This is a genomic window from Thermodesulfobacteriota bacterium (assembly GCA_040757775.1).
Taxonomy (GTDB): domain Bacteria; phylum Desulfobacterota; class UBA8473; order UBA8473; family UBA8473; genus UBA8473.
The window spans coordinates 1-15,888 of sequence record JBFLWQ010000006.1; the positions used below are offsets into that span (position 1 = coordinate 1).

The window sequence follows — 15,888 nt, forward strand, 5'->3', positions numbered from 1 at the left end:
ACGGTAGTTTTTCCAACACAACTTTACTAAAAACCGCCAAGCTATATTCTCAGTCTTTACGGTATGTTCGAATGATTTTATGTCCATGACACCATTATATTATGGTGCCAAATCTTTTACAATCACCAATAAATAAGTATAGTGTTCCTGCAATTTTTGGTATGAATTATCTACTACAGTAATTCAACCTTATGAAATCGAATCGGATGGTGCTATAATGATAAAGAGATTACAGTTAATATACTCTGAGAACATTATCAAAATCATTAGTGACAATCCAAAATATGAAACAATATAGGTCTCTCCCGACTATATTAATAAATGGCAAGGTTATCTCGTTTGGCAGGGAGATTGAATGGTAAAATTAAAAACATAAATGAGGGGGTAAAAATGGCTATTTCAAAGAAAGTTACAGAACGCATAATTACTCAACTTAAAAAGTACCGATCAATTCTTGTGGAAGCAAAAGACCGGGACATAAATGAGTCTGATACTGTAGTAATTATTGCCGACATGCTAGCAGATATACTGGGATATAAGAAATACCTTGAGATAACGACAGAATTCGCTATCAGAGGAACATATGTGGATTTAGCTGTAAAGGTAGGAAATGAAGTGCGGTTTTTGATCGAGGCAAAAGCAATTGATAGCCCCCTTAAAGACATCTATATCAAACAGGCAATTGATTATGGAGCTAATCATGGGATTGAATGGGTCATCTTAAGTAATGGTATCAATTGGCAAATATATAAAATTCACTTTAAACAACCGATTGATAAATCCCTTGTGTATGAGCTGGATGTATTACAGACGAACCCCAAAGATCCACAATTATTGGAGTGCTTAGGAAACCTGAGCAGAGAGGGATTTACACAGTCGTCAATGTCGGCTTTTTACCAACAAAAACAGGTTACAAGTAAGTTTTCTCTGGCAGCTATTTTACTCAGCCAACCGTTACTCCTATCACTTAAGAGAGAATTAAAAAAAATCAGCCCCACAGTTAAAGTAGATGAAGATTTTCTGAAAACAATTTTACAGAACGAAATATTAAAAAGAGAAGTTGTAGATAGTGACGAGGCTAAGCAGGCTTTAGACTATATAAAACGAATAAGTAAGGTATCTTTAAAGGCTAAATCTAAAGCCGTAAAGATAAACAAAGACACTAACCAAGAATAAGATGGGAAAGGTATCTACTAGAGGAGAAAAAAGCTAAAGAGGGAGGAAGTGAATAAGATGAAGCTGAGAAAATTGTTTATCATAGCGGTTCTAATGTTTATTATTGTATTCTCTTCAATTCAAGTATTCGCAGAATCAGCCAAAGAAGCCGTCCGGGCATTGAAAAAATTAGAGGCGCATATTGAAACGGGAATTTCATTAAGGGATTATTCGCTAGCTCTAGGCGATGTAAAGTTTGAAGTTAATCTATTTTTGGAAAGTAAGGATGCTTCAAATAACTTACAGTTAACAGAATTGATAAAAAAAATAATGAGTGAATATGAAGATGGAAAAATTATTTTTAAGGCAAAACGGAGAGGGAATTATAGATATATAGATAGAATACCAGAGCCGTCATCGTCATATTCAAACCTTCCAGCTGGCTTGAAAAAATTGATGGAAGATCGAAGAAAATTAGAAGAGCAGGAGAATCAATACTATTTAACGTTACTTTCAAAATATCCTGTATCTAATAAGCCAATTAATGAAGGTGGCGCCATAGGTCGGGATGTGTCTGATATTGGCAAGGAAAAAGCAAAGTATGGAAGAGTGCTTGAATTAGATAAACTCTTGTTGATTATTTTGAATCAAGCATCCTTAGACCTAAAAGAAGCAACTAAATTATTAGCATCTGAATAGATATTGACTATTAAAATCGTTTAAGTCTTGTTTAATATTACAAATAAGATATATATCTCAAAATTGGAGATAGGCTATAGCGCAGATTCAGTTTAAAGGCAAACCGTTCGTTCAAAACCATCATCTGTTGGTCAAATACCATGAGCTGATTCCGAAAAAAGATAAAGGTCTTACAGACAAAGTTAGTCTCCATGACAATCTCATTATCCACGGTGACAACTTAAATGCCCTCAAAGCGTTGCTTTCGCTTTATGCTGAATGGGAAGCAAAATTGAACGAAATGCTGAAGGGATAGAGGTTGGTGAGGGAGAAGGCTAGGAGTGTGTGATGGGAATACAGTATAATGAAAAAGTGAGGAGGTAATTGTTATGAAATTCAATATAATACTTGAACCTGCTGAGGAAGGCGGATTCAATGTAACCGTGCCCGCATTGGACGGCTGTTTTACACAGGGGGAGACTGAAGAAGAAGCTGTTGAGAATGCGAAAGAGGCAATACATACTTATCTCGAAGGGCTCGAAAAACTGAATCAGATAAAATCCAGACCAAATGTTATTCTGAAAGAAGTGGAGATGACTCTTTGAGCAAAACATTTTCAGGCAAAGATGTTGTTAAAGCTTTGCGGAGGAAAGGCTTTATCGTTGACCATCAGAGGGGAAGCCATATCTTCATGCACAATCTGGCGGGAAACATTTCGGTTGTCGTTCCATTGCATAAGGAAGTCAAAAAGGGCACACTTAATAATATTATCAAAAAGGCAGCCATCACACTTGACGAACTTAAGGAACTGGTGTAAAAGTTACCTCAACACTGCCCATCCCCCATCAGCAAGCAAAAGCCTAATCCCCTCCCTGACCGCAAAGCCCTAAACGACATAGTCTTCGACATCCTCGGCTTGACCTAGGGCGAGCGGGATGCGGTTTATAAGGTGGTGGTGGGGTTGGTAAGGAATCGGTTGGAGAAGGTAAAATCCATGTCATTTAAAATGTAGGGGTAAGGCTTGTCCTTACCCAAGAGGGCAACCGTAGGGGCGACCCTGCGTGGTCGCCCTGAAATAATAAATAAACCCCACCAACAATCAGGGCAACCACATAGGGTTGCCCCTACAACAACATTGGGTCATATTATTGGTTCTTTTAAATCCTTGTGCATTTATAAACATAAAAATATTGGATTGAATGCTGGCAAATTATGGCAACGCAATTACTACGAACACATAATCCGCAATGAAACGGAATTGAATAAAATACGGGGATACATAATAACCAATCCTTTGAACTGGGAATCTGATGAAAATTACACGAATTAACAGGATGAAAACGACCGATATCTTCGGACTCACCCAGGGCGACGGGATGCAGTCTATGAGGCGGTGGTGGGGTTGGTATGGAATCGGTTGGAGAAAGCGAGGTCGGTCTGAAATACAATTCTGACATCCACCAGCGTCGTTCAATCCGCTTGAAGGGATACAATTATTCACAGGCAGGAATATATTATGTAACGATATGCACGAAAGACAGGGAATGTTTATTTGGGGAAATTGCAGAAGGGAAGACCCACACAAATCTTTTGGGAGAAATGATTTAAAAATGGTGGGCGGAATTAATACATAGATTTAATAATATTGAATTGGATGAATTTATCATCATGCCGAATCACATACACGGTATCATTTTCATCGCAGATGATTGTTGTAGGGGCGAGGTATCCTCGCCCTTACCAAAAACAGAGACCAAAACCATAAAAAAGGGCGGGGAAACCCCGCCCCTACACAAGAACATACGAAAACATACATTGGGACAAATTGTTGCATTTTTTAAATACCAGACAACAAAGGATATTAACGAATCACGCCGCACATTCGGTATCCCCCTCTGGCAACGCAATTACTACGAACACATAATCCGCAATGAAACGGAATTGAATAAAATACGGGAATACATAATAACCAATCCTTTGAACTGGGAATCTGATGAAAATTACACGAATTAACGGGATGAAAACGACCGACATCCTCGGCCTCACTCAGGGCGAAGGATTTTATGGCTAACCTTAACCATTAGCCGATTCGGGGGTTCCACCCATCTGGGTCGGGGATTTTTTTCTGCGGCGGCGTTTCCTTTTCTTACGAAGTTCGTTTTGGGCTGTCGGTGATTTGGAATCGGCAGTGGATTCTGGCACAGGCAGGCCGCCGGGTTGGAAACTGGTTTTACTCTTCTTTTGTATCTTTCGGTGGTCAGGTCGGGCAGGTCTCTTCATCTCCCGGTCTCTGCCACGGCTGTGTTCACGCGTGGGGCTTTTTCTCCGCCTTTCTCCCTCCATTGAAAATGGCCTGGATTTGTCTTTTATAAACCAATCGTCTTCGGGCCAGACTACAGGGATATTATAACCCAGCATCTCCTCAAGAGGCTTCAGGCGAAATACGTAATCTTCGCAGACGAGCGTCAGGGCTCGCCCGGTCTTGCCTGCCCTGGCAGTCCTGCCTATCCTGTGGAGATAGTTATCAACATCCTGGGGAAGGTCGTAATTAATGACGTGACTGATATCCTCAACATGAATCCCTCGCGAGGCCACATCCGTAGCTACCAGAATCTTGATGTTGCCGTCCTTATATCGTTTCATGAGGCTGAGTCGTTTGCGCTGGGGCAAGTCACCGGTGATGCCCTCAGCCGGCCACCCATTGCCCTTGAGTTTACGGGTGAGCCACTCCACTCCGGCCTTGGTATTGACAAAGATAAGTACCTGGTTTAAGTCCTCCCTCTTTAGCAAACCCAGGAGTAAAGGGAGTTTTTCCTTTTTTCCAACGTGGAACAGCGATTGTTCAATCCCTTCCACAGTCACCTCCTCCGGCGTAACGGAGATAAACTCGGGCAGGTTCATGTAATCGTAGGTCAGTTCCATTACGCGGTAGGAGAGGGTGGCGGAGAAGAGCATGGACTGTCTCTTTTCATAATGGGGGAGGTTACGCAGGATGTAGCGCATATCTTTGGTAAAACCAAGGTCAAAGAGGCGGTCCGCCTCATCTATGACTACAACTTTAATGCCGGTGGTTTTGAAGATGCCCTGTTTTAAATAGTCTATGATACGGCCTGGAGTACATATGACGATATCTGCTCCTTGACGTAGGGTCTCAGCCTGTTTCTGATAGTCAATGCCTCCGATTACCTGGGCTATGCTCAGACCTGTATGATGGCAAAAAACCTTTGCGTCTTCATATATCTGGATTGCCAATTCCCGGGTTGGAGCAACGATAAGGGCTGAAGGCAGGTTGGTTTTTCGCTTAGGCAAAGCCAAAAGCTTGGTGAAGATGGTTACCAGAAAGACTGCCGTTTTGCCGGTACCAGTCTGTGCCTGACCGGCTATATCTCTGCCAGTTAGAGATACGGGCAAGGCATGAGCTTGAATTGGGGTACAGTAAGTTAATCCTGAGTCCCTCAGTCCGGCAAGAACCTCTGGGGGAAGGTTGAGTTCATTGAACCTGGTCTGGGTCAGAAATTTGGGTTTTTCCGCCCGCTGGGTCGATAACTGCAATTCTTGTTCGTCGGGCATAATGCTCTCTCTAGTCCTACAATCTTTTAAAGAAGACCAGCAGCAGCCAGGATGTCGGGTACTTTTCCTTCTTTCCCTATAGCCATTATATGTACCCCATCGCAAATTTTTTCGTCCTTGAGGGTTTTAATCATACGTCCTGCTATTTCGATACCCTTTTCCAGTGCCTTACCCTTTTCAGCACCTGCCATTTCGTCTATTAAATCCTTGGGAACAAAAATCCCTGGCACGTTGGCATTCATGTATCTTGCCATACCTGCAGAGACGAGAAGGACTATACCAGCCATTATCTTCACATCGAATTTACGGGCATATTTCATGAATTTCTTAAAATTGTCAAGATCATAAATAGCTTGGGTTTGTATAAACTCCGCACCTGCCTTGATTTTCTTCTCGAACTTAATTAGCTGAGGTTCAATGGGGTTTGCCTCGGGGGTCACAATGGCCCCTTTGCAAAAAGTAGGGGATCCCTTTAACTCATTACCTCCAAAGTCTTTTCCCTGCTCTAATCCTCTAATTGCCTTTAGCAAAAGTACCGAATCAAGATCAAAGACCGGTTTTGCATCGACATGATCCCCGACCGTTACATAATCACCCGTCAAACAAAGAACATTTTTTATCCCAAGTATATACGCACCCAGAAGTTCCGCCTGAAGGGCAATACGATTTTTGTCCCTGCAAGTCATTTGCAGGATCGGCTCTCCCCCTGCTTCCTGAATAAGCCGACAGACCGGAAGGGTACTGATTCGCATAACAGAGCTTTGGTTGTCAGTTACATTGAGTCCATCAACCTTATCCTTGAGTATCTCGATATGGTGCTTCATCTCTTCTATGTCGACCCCTTTAGGGGGACCCACCTCTGCAGTAACAACAAATTTTCCAGAATCAAGGGCTTCTTTAAATGACTTTGCCATGAATTACTCCTTTTCTTTGAAAGCTTCGTGAACTCTCCGCCCAGGTCTAGTTTGAACACTGTATTTCTTTGCTGGAAAGATCTCTCGAATACTGTCTAACCTGCCAAGTTTGTTCAACCTGTTATATATGAGGGTCCATGCACAGTCTTTTCCTTTATCTACCTCACATTTCCCATCATTTGTACCACCACAGGGCCCGTTTAAAAGACCCTTGGCGCATATGGTAACAGGGCAGATTCCACCTGTCTCAGCCAGTACACAATCGCTGCATGCCCTGCATCTTTCAGCCCACACCCCTTCCGCCTCTGTAACACCGATGAATCTGGTATTCGTTGCGGGAAGGACTACCTTATGGTCGTACATCTCAGCCAAAAATTGAACCCCGGCACCGCATGCCATAGACACAACCACATCATAATTGTCTATCCTGTCCTTCAGAAGTTCCAGGTATTCTCTATCGCACTGTCTTTCTAAGGTTGCTTCTCCAATCTCTATTTTCTTTCCTTCTTTTCCTGCCGCCATTCTCAGCTGAGAGGCAAGTATCTCAACCTCTTTCTCTCCCCCAACCATACAGACTGAAACACATTCACCACAACCAACTATTAAAATCCTCTCAAAACCCTCAAGCATGGCCTTGATATCATCAAAAGGCTTTCTATCTGCAACTATCATCCCTTCACCTCTCAACTTCGTAAATCGTGAATCGCAAACCATTTATCATTCACGATTCATAAGCGAACACATAGGTTCGCCCCTACTCATGGTTTTTTTGCCCTTATGGGATTTGGGCCAAGTTCTCTTGCTCTTTCTGTCATTTCGTCTGCCGCACCTGTAAATTTTTGTGCATCTGATGCACCCATATTGAACATTTCTACCCTTCTACTGTCAATGCCAATCTCATCCAGCAATTTTTTCGCGTACTTCACCTGTTTCTTTGCCCTCAGATTTCCTTCCAGGAAATGACATTCTCCTTCTTCTCACCCGGCAACAAAGACAGCATCTGCCCCACCTTCAAACGCCTTTAACAAATGTATTACATCTACCTTGCCGGTACACATGAGCTTTACAATCCTGACGTTTGGGGAGTACTGGAGCCTCATAGAACCTGCTAAATCTGCAGCAGAATAGGCACAGTACTGACAGCAAAAGGCAATTACTTTCGGTTCAAATTCATTCATATAGCGTCTTCCTTTTATTATTAATCATAGATTAGCTGCTATGCAACAGACAAAACCGCACACTTTGCCACAACCTGATTGTCCTTGTAGTTCTGCAGGCTTATAGCCTTTCGTGGACATGCCGAGGCACATATGCCGCATCCCTGACAGGATGCCGCCTCTATCTCTGCAACACCTTCCTTATTTATAGACGGAACATCAAAGGGGCATACCCTGACGCAGGTAAGACATGCAGCACACCTGTCCTGATCAACCACTGATACCATCCCGCTCACATACATCTGATCCTGAGAGAGAACCGTACAGGCTCTGGCAACTGCTCCCCTGGCTTGAGATATGCTTTCCTCTATGAATTTCGGTGAATGGGCTAATCCACATAAGTATATTCCGTCATTAGAGAAATCCAATGGTCGCAACTTCATATGGGCTTCCAGGAAATAACCGTCCATATTGAGGGGCAGCTTAAATGTGGTGGCTAATTCCTCTGCATCAGGACGGGGATGGATACCTGCACTTAAGACAAGACAATCTGGTTTTATGGTAATCTCTGCTCCCAGGGTTTCATCGAACACCTTCAGCTCAAGCTGGTCGTTAGAAGAGGTAACATCTGGTTTTTTGTCTGCATCATATCGGATAAATACCACACCAGCCTCTCTCGCCTTTTTATAGTAAAGTTCCTTGAAGGCATATGTCCTTATATCCCTGTAAAGCACATAAACATTAATATCCGGATTAATCTCCTTAAGCTTAATGGCATTCTTTACTGCCTCTCCGCAACACACCCTGCTACAGAACCTGTGTTCATCGTCTCTGGAACCCACACATTGAATCATGACAACATCTTTTATATCTTTAAACTCCTCTTTGGATGCCACTATCTTTTTTTCCAGTTCCCGCTGGGTCAATACCCTTTTATCCTGTCCGTACAGGTATTCTGTAGGTGTGTACTCAACCCCTCCTGTAGCAATTATCACCACACCATGTTCCAACTCTTTTAAGTCCCCGCCGGTAGAAACCCTGGTCTTAAAGTTTCCCACATGACCGGAGAATTCAACTATATGGGAATCCTTAAATATCTTTATCCTGTTCTGTTTCTCTACTTGCTGAATCAACTCCTCAACATACTTACTTGGTTCCATTTCATCCAGGGTGTAATGCAAATCCCTGGCATTACCACCAAGCTCACCGGTCTTTTCAACAAGGTAGGTCTCGTACCCCTGGGAAGCCAAAGAAAGAGCAGCAGTCATACCTGTTACCCCGCCTCCTACGACGAGGCCACGGGGGATAACGTTGAAAGGAAGTTCCTGCAGGGGTTCCAATGTATTCGCTCTGGATACTGCCATCCGGATTAAATCCTTTGCCTTTTCAGTAGCCTCTGCTGGGTAATTCGCATGAACCCAGGAACATTGATCCCTGATATTTGCCATTTCAAACAAGTACTTGTTAAGCCCTGCTTCTCTCAGGGTGTCCTGGAAAAGGGGTTCATGGGTTCTTGGAGTACATGATGCTACAACCACTCTGTTTATACCCTTTTCCTTTATAATATTTATCATATTACTTGTAGTATCAGTGGAACATGTAAAGAGATTCTCTTCAGCGTGAACAACTCCTGGGAGTGCCCTGGCGTATTCAGCTACTCCAGGTACATCTACAACCCTTGCTATGTTTGTACCGCATCTACAGACAAAGACTCCTACCCTCTCTTCCTCAGAAGCAATTTCTCTTTCAGGAGGATAGATTTTTTCTTTGATCATGCTCCCCCTTTCACTGGAAAGGAGTTCTGACGAAAGGTCTGCAGCGCTGCTAGCCGTCATTACCGATTCAGGAATATCCATAGGTGCTTCAAAGGCACCGGCAACATAGACCCCTGGTCTTGATGTGACATTAGGCGCAAGAGTATTAGTTTCGCAGAAACCATACTGATTCAGTTGTACTGAGAGTTTTTCAGCCAACTCTCTTGTCCCGGGTGACGGCACCAAACCAACAGACAAAACCACCATATCAAACTCTTCTTCTTTAATCTGTTCGTTATCCGTGGTGTACTTCACCATAAGGTTGTTGGTCTTTTGAAACTCTTTTACATTTGAGACGATACTCTTTATATATTTTACACCGTATTTATTCTTCGCTGTTTCATAGTAAGATTCAAAACCTTTCCCAAATGCCCTTATATCATTATAGAAAACAGTTGCTTCAAGACCTTCTACATGGTCTATAGCCATTATTGCTTCCTTTGTTGCATACATACAGCAAACTGATGAACAGTACTCTTTGCCGCAAGAAGCATCACGAGAACCAACGCATTGAATCCATGCTACTCTCTTTGGGGTGGTTTGATCCGATGGACGTAAAACATGACCATGGTAGGGTCCTGATGCTGACAGTATTCTCTCAAACTCAAGGCTCGTAACCACATTCTTCATCCTGCCATAACCATATTCTCCTTTTATGTCTGCATGAAACTCTTCATACCCTGGAGTTAGTATTATGGAGCCCACATCTATATCAACAAGCTCTTCCTTCATCTGGTGGTTTATTGCCTTTGCAGTGCATGCATCAACACAACGTAAACACTCACTGCAGATACCACAATTCAGGCATCTGTTTGCCTCTTCAAGGGTTTGGGACTCAGAAAACCCCAACTGAACTTCATTAAAACTGCCTATCCTCTCTTTCACGTCGAGTCTTGGCATTCTCTGGCGGGTTGATCTTTCGATTCCATGGGTATCTACCTCTATCTCCTCCAGGGCCTCGCCCCTGCCTTCGTGCAGATCCTCTCCCTTTAAATACCTGTCAATAGAGACAGCGGCTTCCTTACCAGCAGCTATAGCCTCGACAACAGTGGCTGGACCTGAAGCAGCGTCCCCTCCTGCAAATATCCCTGATATATTTGTAGCATACGTAACAGGATCTATATCAATGGTATTACTTTTGCTTAGCTTTAGTTCAATCTCAGGCGACATAAATGCCGTATCAAGAGACTGCCCTATAGCAGGGATTACCGCATCTACATCCATAACGAATCCTGAATCTTTGATAGGGACCGGCCTTCTTCTCCCGCTTTCATCTGGCTCTCCCAACTCCATTTTTATACATTCCAGCCCAACTACCTTACCGTCCTTACCCAAAATTCTGACCGGGGCTACAAGGTAATGAATCTTTATACCCTCCTCTTCTGCCTCCTCTATCTCTTCATCATTGGCAGGCATTTCTTCTATAGACCTTCTATATATTATAAATGCCTCCTCGGCACCTAACCTTAAAGCCGTTCTGACAGAATCAATGGCAACATTGCCGCCACCTATTACTGCAACTCTTTTCCCAAGAGAAACCTTTTCCCCAAGATTTATATCTCTTAGAAAGTGAACACCGTGAACAACCCCCTGCAGGTCTTCTCCCTCTATACCTAACTTTCTGCTGACATGAGATCCAACCGCTAAAAATATGGCATTGTATCCATCTTTCTGCAGGTCCTGGATTGTAAGGTCTGCCCCTATCTTGATATTTGTTCTTATCTCTACTCCAAGCTCTTTTATATAATCTATCTCTGCATTCAGTATGTCCTTTGGGAGCCGGTACTCCGGGATTCCCACAGCCAGCATACCGCCTGCCACTGGAAGTGACTCAAAGACCGTCACATTGTAACCTTTCAAAGCCAGGTAGTAGGCCGAACTTAACCCTGCCGGGCCTGAACCTATAATGGCTATTCTCTCTTCCCTTTTTTCTTCAATCTCTGGCAGTTTTTTCTCTTTTGATTTAAGCTCTAAGTCTGCGACAAAGCGCTTCAGAAAATCGATGGCTACCGGTTCATCAACCTTACCCCTTGTACACTTTCCCTCACAGGGATGATGACACACTCTTCCGCAGATTGCCGGAAGGGGATTGTCCTTTTTGATGAGCGCCAGTGCCTCTTCATACCTGCCCTTTGCAATAAGGGCTATATATCCCTGAACATGTATATGAGCTGGACACGTAGCCTTGCATGGAGATGTCCCTTTTTTGTCTATAGCGTAAGCACTGGGTATAGCCTGAGGAAAGTTTTTGTAAATGGCCTTTCGGTCTGTCAGCTCCTCTTCAAATGCGGCAAAAACATTTACCGGGCAAACCTCTATGCAATCACCGCAGGCGTTACACTTTTCAACATCTATAAATCTGGGACGCTTCAACACTTTTATTTTAAAGTTACCTGCCTCCCCCTGGACATCTTCTACCCTGGCATTTGTTATTATATCTATATTGAGATGTTTATCACATTCAATAAGCTTGGGAGAAATTGTACACATGGAGCAGTCATTAGTGGGAAATGTCTTGTCCAGTTGTGCCATTCTTCCACCAATAGACGTTGATTCATCCACCAGATATACCTTAAAACCAGAATTTGCCAGGTCCAGAGATGCCTGCATTCCGGCAATGCCGGCGCCAATGACCATTACTGAACCTATCTTTCGTTGATTACTATCCGACATCTAAACCACCTCTTTATTCGTGAATCGTGAGTCGTTAATCGTAAAATAAAAAACGATTCGCCATTCACGATTCACGACTTACATAAGCCCTACAGACCTTAACAACTCCATTGGATCGACCATGTGTCTTCGGAGCCATTTCTCAGCGTCACCATGAGCCATAGATAATCCTATTAATTCAGTCATATAGAATACAGGCAGATAGTATCCCTTCCCATATTCATCAGATATCTCCTTCTGCCTTGTATCCAGGTTGGCATGGCACAGAGGACACGCCACCGCAATGCAATCAGCGCCAGCCTCAATTGCCATATCAAAAAGGTTATTGCCCAATCTCTTTACGATGTCAATCCTGGTCAATGCTAGATTGCCACCGCAGCAATCTGTCTTAAATGACCATGGTTTGCTTTCTGCCCCTAAAATATTTATCAATCTATCCATACTCTTAGGGTCTTCATAATCAGCTACATCCGTAATCTTCGGAGGACGTGCATACAGACATCCGTAGAAAGATACAACCCTCAGATCTGTTAAAGGCTTTTTAACAAATCTTTCCATAAGGGCAAGGTTTTCATCCTCGCTTAAAAAGTCCAGAATATGTTTAATCTTTATCTTACCCTTATAGGATGTCTTCACATCCGTTTTTATTTCACCAATTGCCGCCTTTTCTGCGCTTTTTAACCTGTTAAAACAAGCCATGCAGGGAATTAGCAAATCATCATTCTCTTTTTCTGCAATTTCCAGATTTCTCATAGGCAATGCAATTGACAGAAAATCATCAGTTATATGGGCAGAGCTTGCCCCACAGCAATTCCAATCCTCCAGCTCCCTCAGTTCAATGCCCAACACATCAAATACCCTTCTAAGGGATTCATCGTAATCCCGGGCACTGCCCTCTAGTGAGCAACCCGGATAATAGGAAACCCTCATGATTTCTTTCTCCTTTGAGCTTCTTCAAAGATACCCCTAACCTCTTTTCTTCCCCTAATTCCGGAAGGCAGGATTTTCAACTTTCCTCTTTTGAACATTTCCCACCCCAGCATGGAATCCCTCATCAAGTCTCCGGTTTTTAATTTATATTCTCCTATCATACCCAATTCATGAATTCTTCCCCTCTTCTTAACTGATGAAAGAAAAGCTGCGTGGAATACAGGAACATCTTTTTGTGCCGTATCAAACTCTAAATCAGTGGCTATCTGCCTTAAGGCATCCATCAATTTAGCAATATCTATATTATTTGGGCATCTGGTAGTACACGTTTCGCATGAAGCGCATGCCCAGATGGTAGAACTCTTTAATACCTCATCCTTTAACCCTAGACGAATCATATGTATTATCTTATGAGGCATAATATCCATAGCAAAGTTTACCGGGCAACCATTGGAACACTTTTTACATTGAAAACAGGAAGAGATTTCAACCTCCCGTTTATCCTCTATTTCTTGAAGAAAAGATGGCCCGTTATTTCTTTCTAACAGCACTTTAGCTTCCATATTTATTAACCCACGTTAAAAAAGGGCGTCCCGCGGTTAATCATGCTTCACGAGATTCGCCCTTCGATTAATTGATTTAGGCTTCTTCGATAATCCCGATCTTTGTATCAGGAAAGCTTTCTTAACAGGGAATAATTCTTTCAGTCGTTTAAAAACTAATTAGAGTTCAAGCCACGAGTCCGAATATAAGGAATGTCCCAGAAGAACCTTCGCCGTTTTTACATAATCGAGTTCTTCCTTTGTCAATGATGCCAGATTAGGTTCATTGCCATCACAAATATCCTCGATTATCTTCTTGATCTTCGGTCTCTCACCCTTGCAGAAGGCGGTCATTTCATCATCAAAGGCATCAACGATTGCTGAGTACATCCCATACTTTTCTAAAATTACTATAAATGTCTGATTCAGTATGGGACGCAAGTGTTCAGGTGCCCCATTGGAGACATTCGATAGACCACAGGTGGATTTTAGCCCTGGTGCCAGGGCTTCTGCTATATCGGGAAACATCATCATAAAGTTTACCATGCTTTTTATCTGGTCTTGCTGGACGTTAACAGGCGTCATAATGGGATCCACGAATATATCCTCCGGGGCTATGCCGGCTTCAAGCATAGCAGAAACCAGAGTTACAGTAAGTTCTGACCTTTCATTTTCATCTCGTGGCATCCCCGAAGGCCCCCAGAGCAAGGCTATAGCCTGGGCATTGTATTTTGCAGCTAGGGGTATCATAGCATCCATCCTTTCCGGTCTTGCCATGATCGAGTTTATCATCGCTCTTCCCTTATGGACCTTCAACCCTGCCTCAATAGCCTCTATATTAGATGTGTCTAAAGCCAGAGGTATATCCGGCACTACCTCCTGAACGGTCTTTACAATCCACTCCATCAGTTCAGGTCCGCCTTTTCTTGCCGGCCCCAGATTAATGTCAATCCAGTTCACTCCTTTTTCCGCTTCTGCTTTTGCCAGTTCTCTGATTGGACCGGGATCTTTCTCCTTCATGGCAGTGCCAATCTTCGTTACCATTACATTTAAATTCTCTCCGATTCGTAACATACTTACCCCTCTCTTTTCCTATAAAGTTTCTTATGCAGACAGCTGTCGCAAGTAGGCAGGGAGATGGGCAGCTTCTCTTGGTCCGATTGCTACTTCCCAGTCTCCCAACTCCTCTTCCAGGTCTCCACTGATAGACGCTGCATACCCTGGAATAATTATCTTTCTTGTCTTAGCCTTATCTATGATACCACACTTCTTAACAAAGATCCCCAGTGCATCGCCTACGAATTTGCCTGCTGCCCATGCCGTCATAACTGAAAGTCCTTCGGTATCAATAATCAAAAGCCATGTAGGGACCTTGCTGCCTTCAATCTCTCCGGAAACGATAAAGTAAGTAAGGGCAAAATTAGATGTAATACAAATCGGCGAGTTTTCATCCGGATTATTGATTTCGTAGATCCCCTGTGTCACCACCATGGGACGCTGGGGATCGGTGTAAATATTCAAACGTTCCAGGAGAAGTGGGAAAAGGCTCGCTCCATCGAAATCTGACATCACTGCTATATTGCCATACTTTGCAATCAGCATCGAGGCGATAAGTGTTTCCTGTTCCAGGGTCTCTGCCATTTCAAAAGGGAGAGAAATTGTAGGGAACCCCAGGGACTTGTTCTTGGCGAGAAGTGCCGCCCTCCTGATGGCAATCTGATCTTCATAAACCTGCTTTATCGATCTTGCCCCTGAGTCAAGCACCAGATCTTTAAGCCCCAGGGCAGTTGCCTTATCTGACAATTCGATTAAGTTGTCAATGTTAGTACCTTTAATCGCCAGAGGGCATCTGCTTTCCTCAGCCAATTTTGCCATCTTTTCAAAATTGTCATTGGTTGCAGCATATATGAGGGGGTTCGTTCCGCTCTTTGCCTTGATGCCTGCAGCCATAACATCGCTATCCTCACTCATGAGAATATAGCTGAAATTGCTGGTATCTGCCACTTGCTTTGTCAGTGCCTCGAATTTCCCTGCATCGCCACTGGTATCTTTGACGGCTACAAGTTCTGGTCTAAGGTTTAGCCCTACCCTCTCATACTGGAAGGTATCCCATTTCCTTAGTTTCATATCAACAGTATCTGCATCCATATCGGTAGTTAATAGGGCAGCCAGCCCAGTTGGATTAAAAAAGGTCTTCTCGTGACGGTAAAGAACTGTCTCTCCTCCCACCTTTACCTGCCTGTCTCCGTATCCAACCGTGAGCTGCCTTATTGGAGGAGCGGAGGCTTCTGCAAGCTTTTCCTTTGCCTCTTCAGAAACATAGGGACAGGCGGAAAGCTCAGCCTTTCCCGCCGCCAGATTCATCGCAAAGGCAAGGCAGGTAGGAACACCACATTCCTTACAATTTGTTTTGGGAAGCAATTTAAAAATCTCTATACCTGTAAGAGCCATAACG

At 43.3% G+C, this 15,888-nt stretch carries 16 protein-coding genes; 7 read left to right on the forward strand and 9 right to left on the reverse strand.

The window, feature by feature from the left end; genetic code table 11:
• The first annotated feature begins 390 nt into the window (after positions 1–390).
• From AB1401_05260 to AB1401_05290, 7 genes are all read left to right on the forward strand, one after another.
• The gene (locus tag AB1401_05260) at positions 391–1,176 is read left to right on the forward strand and encodes a restriction endonuclease subunit R (GenBank protein MEW6614855.1); all 786 of its coding nucleotides are present in this window, start codon (positions 391–393) and stop codon (positions 1,174–1,176) included.
• Between the two features lie 57 nt (positions 1,177–1,233).
• Positions 1,234–1,854, forward strand: a complete 621-nt coding sequence (locus AB1401_05265) for a hypothetical protein (protein ID MEW6614856.1) — start codon at positions 1,234–1,236, stop codon at positions 1,852–1,854.
• Positions 1,855–2,222: 368 nt separating this feature from the next.
• On the forward strand, positions 2,223–2,438 hold the full coding sequence (locus tag AB1401_05270) for a type II toxin-antitoxin system HicB family antitoxin (protein ID MEW6614857.1): 216 nt from the start codon (positions 2,223–2,225) through the stop codon (positions 2,436–2,438).
• Complete coding sequence (locus AB1401_05275; protein MEW6614858.1) at positions 2,435–2,650, forward strand: type II toxin-antitoxin system HicA family toxin; 216 nt, start codon at positions 2,435–2,437, stop codon at positions 2,648–2,650. The genes AB1401_05270 and AB1401_05275 overlap by 4 nt, the downstream gene beginning before the upstream one ends.
• A gap of 204 nt (positions 2,651–2,854) precedes the next feature.
• Complete coding sequence (locus AB1401_05280) at positions 2,855–3,163, forward strand: hypothetical protein (protein ID MEW6614859.1); 309 nt, start codon at positions 2,855–2,857, stop codon at positions 3,161–3,163.
• A 77-nt stretch (positions 3,164–3,240) separates the two neighbouring features.
• Positions 3,241–3,441, forward strand: coding sequence for a hypothetical protein (locus AB1401_05285; protein ID MEW6614860.1), 201 nt, complete (start codon positions 3,241–3,243; stop codon positions 3,439–3,441).
• 36 nt (positions 3,442–3,477) lie between these two features.
• Positions 3,478–3,846, forward strand: a complete 369-nt coding sequence (locus tag AB1401_05290) for a transposase (GenBank protein MEW6614861.1) — start codon at positions 3,478–3,480, stop codon at positions 3,844–3,846.
• A 60-nt stretch (positions 3,847–3,906) separates the two neighbouring features.
• Here the strand turns inward: AB1401_05290 and AB1401_05295 are convergent, their stop codons facing one another.
• The 9 genes from AB1401_05295 to acsC all read right to left on the reverse strand — a co-directional run bounded on the left by AB1401_05295 (position 3,907) and on the right by acsC (position 15,884).
• Complete coding sequence (locus tag AB1401_05295) at positions 3,907–5,403, reverse strand: DEAD/DEAH box helicase (protein ID MEW6614862.1); 1,497 nt, start codon at positions 5,401–5,403, stop codon at positions 3,907–3,909.
• Between the two features lie 26 nt (positions 5,404–5,429).
• Entirely contained in the window at positions 5,430–6,317 is an 888-nt protein-coding gene (locus AB1401_05300) for a methylenetetrahydrofolate reductase (GenBank protein MEW6614863.1), read from the reverse strand.
• Between the two features lie 3 nt (positions 6,318–6,320).
• Positions 6,321–6,989 (reverse strand): methylenetetrahydrofolate reductase C-terminal domain-containing protein, encoded by a 669-nt coding sequence (locus tag AB1401_05305; protein MEW6614864.1) that lies wholly within the window; start codon positions 6,987–6,989, stop codon positions 6,321–6,323.
• A gap of 86 nt (positions 6,990–7,075) precedes the next feature.
• Positions 7,076–7,495, reverse strand: a complete 420-nt coding sequence (locus AB1401_05310) for a hydrogenase iron-sulfur subunit (GenBank protein ID MEW6614865.1) — start codon at positions 7,493–7,495, stop codon at positions 7,076–7,078.
• Between the two features lie 38 nt (positions 7,496–7,533).
• The gene (locus tag AB1401_05315; protein MEW6614866.1) at positions 7,534–11,961 is read right to left on the reverse strand and encodes an NAD(P)-binding protein; all 4,428 of its coding nucleotides are present in this window, start codon (positions 11,959–11,961) and stop codon (positions 7,534–7,536) included.
• A gap of 78 nt (positions 11,962–12,039) precedes the next feature.
• Entirely contained in the window at positions 12,040–12,891 is an 852-nt protein-coding gene (locus AB1401_05320) for a CoB--CoM heterodisulfide reductase iron-sulfur subunit B family protein (protein MEW6614867.1), read from the reverse strand.
• A complete protein-coding gene (locus AB1401_05325) occupies positions 12,888–13,442 on the reverse strand; it encodes a 4Fe-4S dicluster domain-containing protein (protein MEW6614868.1) in 555 nt (184 codons plus the stop codon). The genes AB1401_05320 and AB1401_05325 overlap by 4 nt, the downstream gene beginning before the upstream one ends.
• A gap of 171 nt (positions 13,443–13,613) precedes the next feature.
• The gene (locus tag AB1401_05330) at positions 13,614–14,507 is read right to left on the reverse strand and encodes a dihydropteroate synthase (protein ID MEW6614869.1); all 894 of its coding nucleotides are present in this window, start codon (positions 14,505–14,507) and stop codon (positions 13,614–13,616) included.
• 30 nt (positions 14,508–14,537) lie between these two features.
• Entirely contained in the window at positions 14,538–15,884 is a 1,347-nt protein-coding gene (acsC, locus tag AB1401_05335; GenBank protein ID MEW6614870.1) for an acetyl-CoA decarbonylase/synthase complex subunit gamma, read from the reverse strand.
• Between the last annotated feature and the right edge of the window lie 4 nt (positions 15,885–15,888).

What these genes read in the sequence shown, in the direction of transcription:
- AB1401_05300 (MEW6614863.1), bottom strand. Translation starts at nt 6,317, where the DNA reads ATGGCAAAGTCATTTAAAGAAGCCCTTGATTCTGGAAAATTTGTTGTT.
- AB1401_05295 (MEW6614862.1), bottom strand. Translation starts at nt 5,403, where the DNA reads ATGCCCGACGAACAAGAATTGCAGTTATCGACCCAGCGGGCGGAAAAA.
- AB1401_05305 (MEW6614864.1), bottom strand. Translation starts at nt 6,989, where the DNA reads ATGATAGTTGCAGATAGAAAGCCTTTTGATGATATCAAGGCCATGCTT.
- AB1401_05270 (MEW6614857.1), top strand. Translation starts at nt 2,223, where the DNA reads ATGAAATTCAATATAATACTTGAACCTGCTGAGGAAGGCGGATTCAAT.
- AB1401_05260 (MEW6614855.1), top strand. Translation starts at nt 391, where the DNA reads ATGGCTATTTCAAAGAAAGTTACAGAACGCATAATTACTCAACTTAAA.
- AB1401_05265 (MEW6614856.1), top strand. Translation starts at nt 1,234, where the DNA reads ATGAAGCTGAGAAAATTGTTTATCATAGCGGTTCTAATGTTTATTATT.
- AB1401_05320 (MEW6614867.1), bottom strand. Translation starts at nt 12,891, where the DNA reads ATGAGGGTTTCCTATTATCCGGGTTGCTCACTAGAGGGCAGTGCCCGG.
- AB1401_05285 (MEW6614860.1), top strand. Translation starts at nt 3,241, where the DNA reads ATGGAATCGGTTGGAGAAAGCGAGGTCGGTCTGAAATACAATTCTGAC.
- acsC (MEW6614870.1), bottom strand. Translation starts at nt 15,884, where the DNA reads ATGGCTCTTACAGGTATAGAGATTTTTAAATTGCTTCCCAAAACAAAT.
- AB1401_05315 (MEW6614866.1), bottom strand. Translation starts at nt 11,961, where the DNA reads ATGTCGGATAGTAATCAACGAAAGATAGGTTCAGTAATGGTCATTGGC.
- AB1401_05330 (MEW6614869.1), bottom strand. Translation starts at nt 14,507, where the DNA reads ATGTTACGAATCGGAGAGAATTTAAATGTAATGGTAACGAAGATTGGC.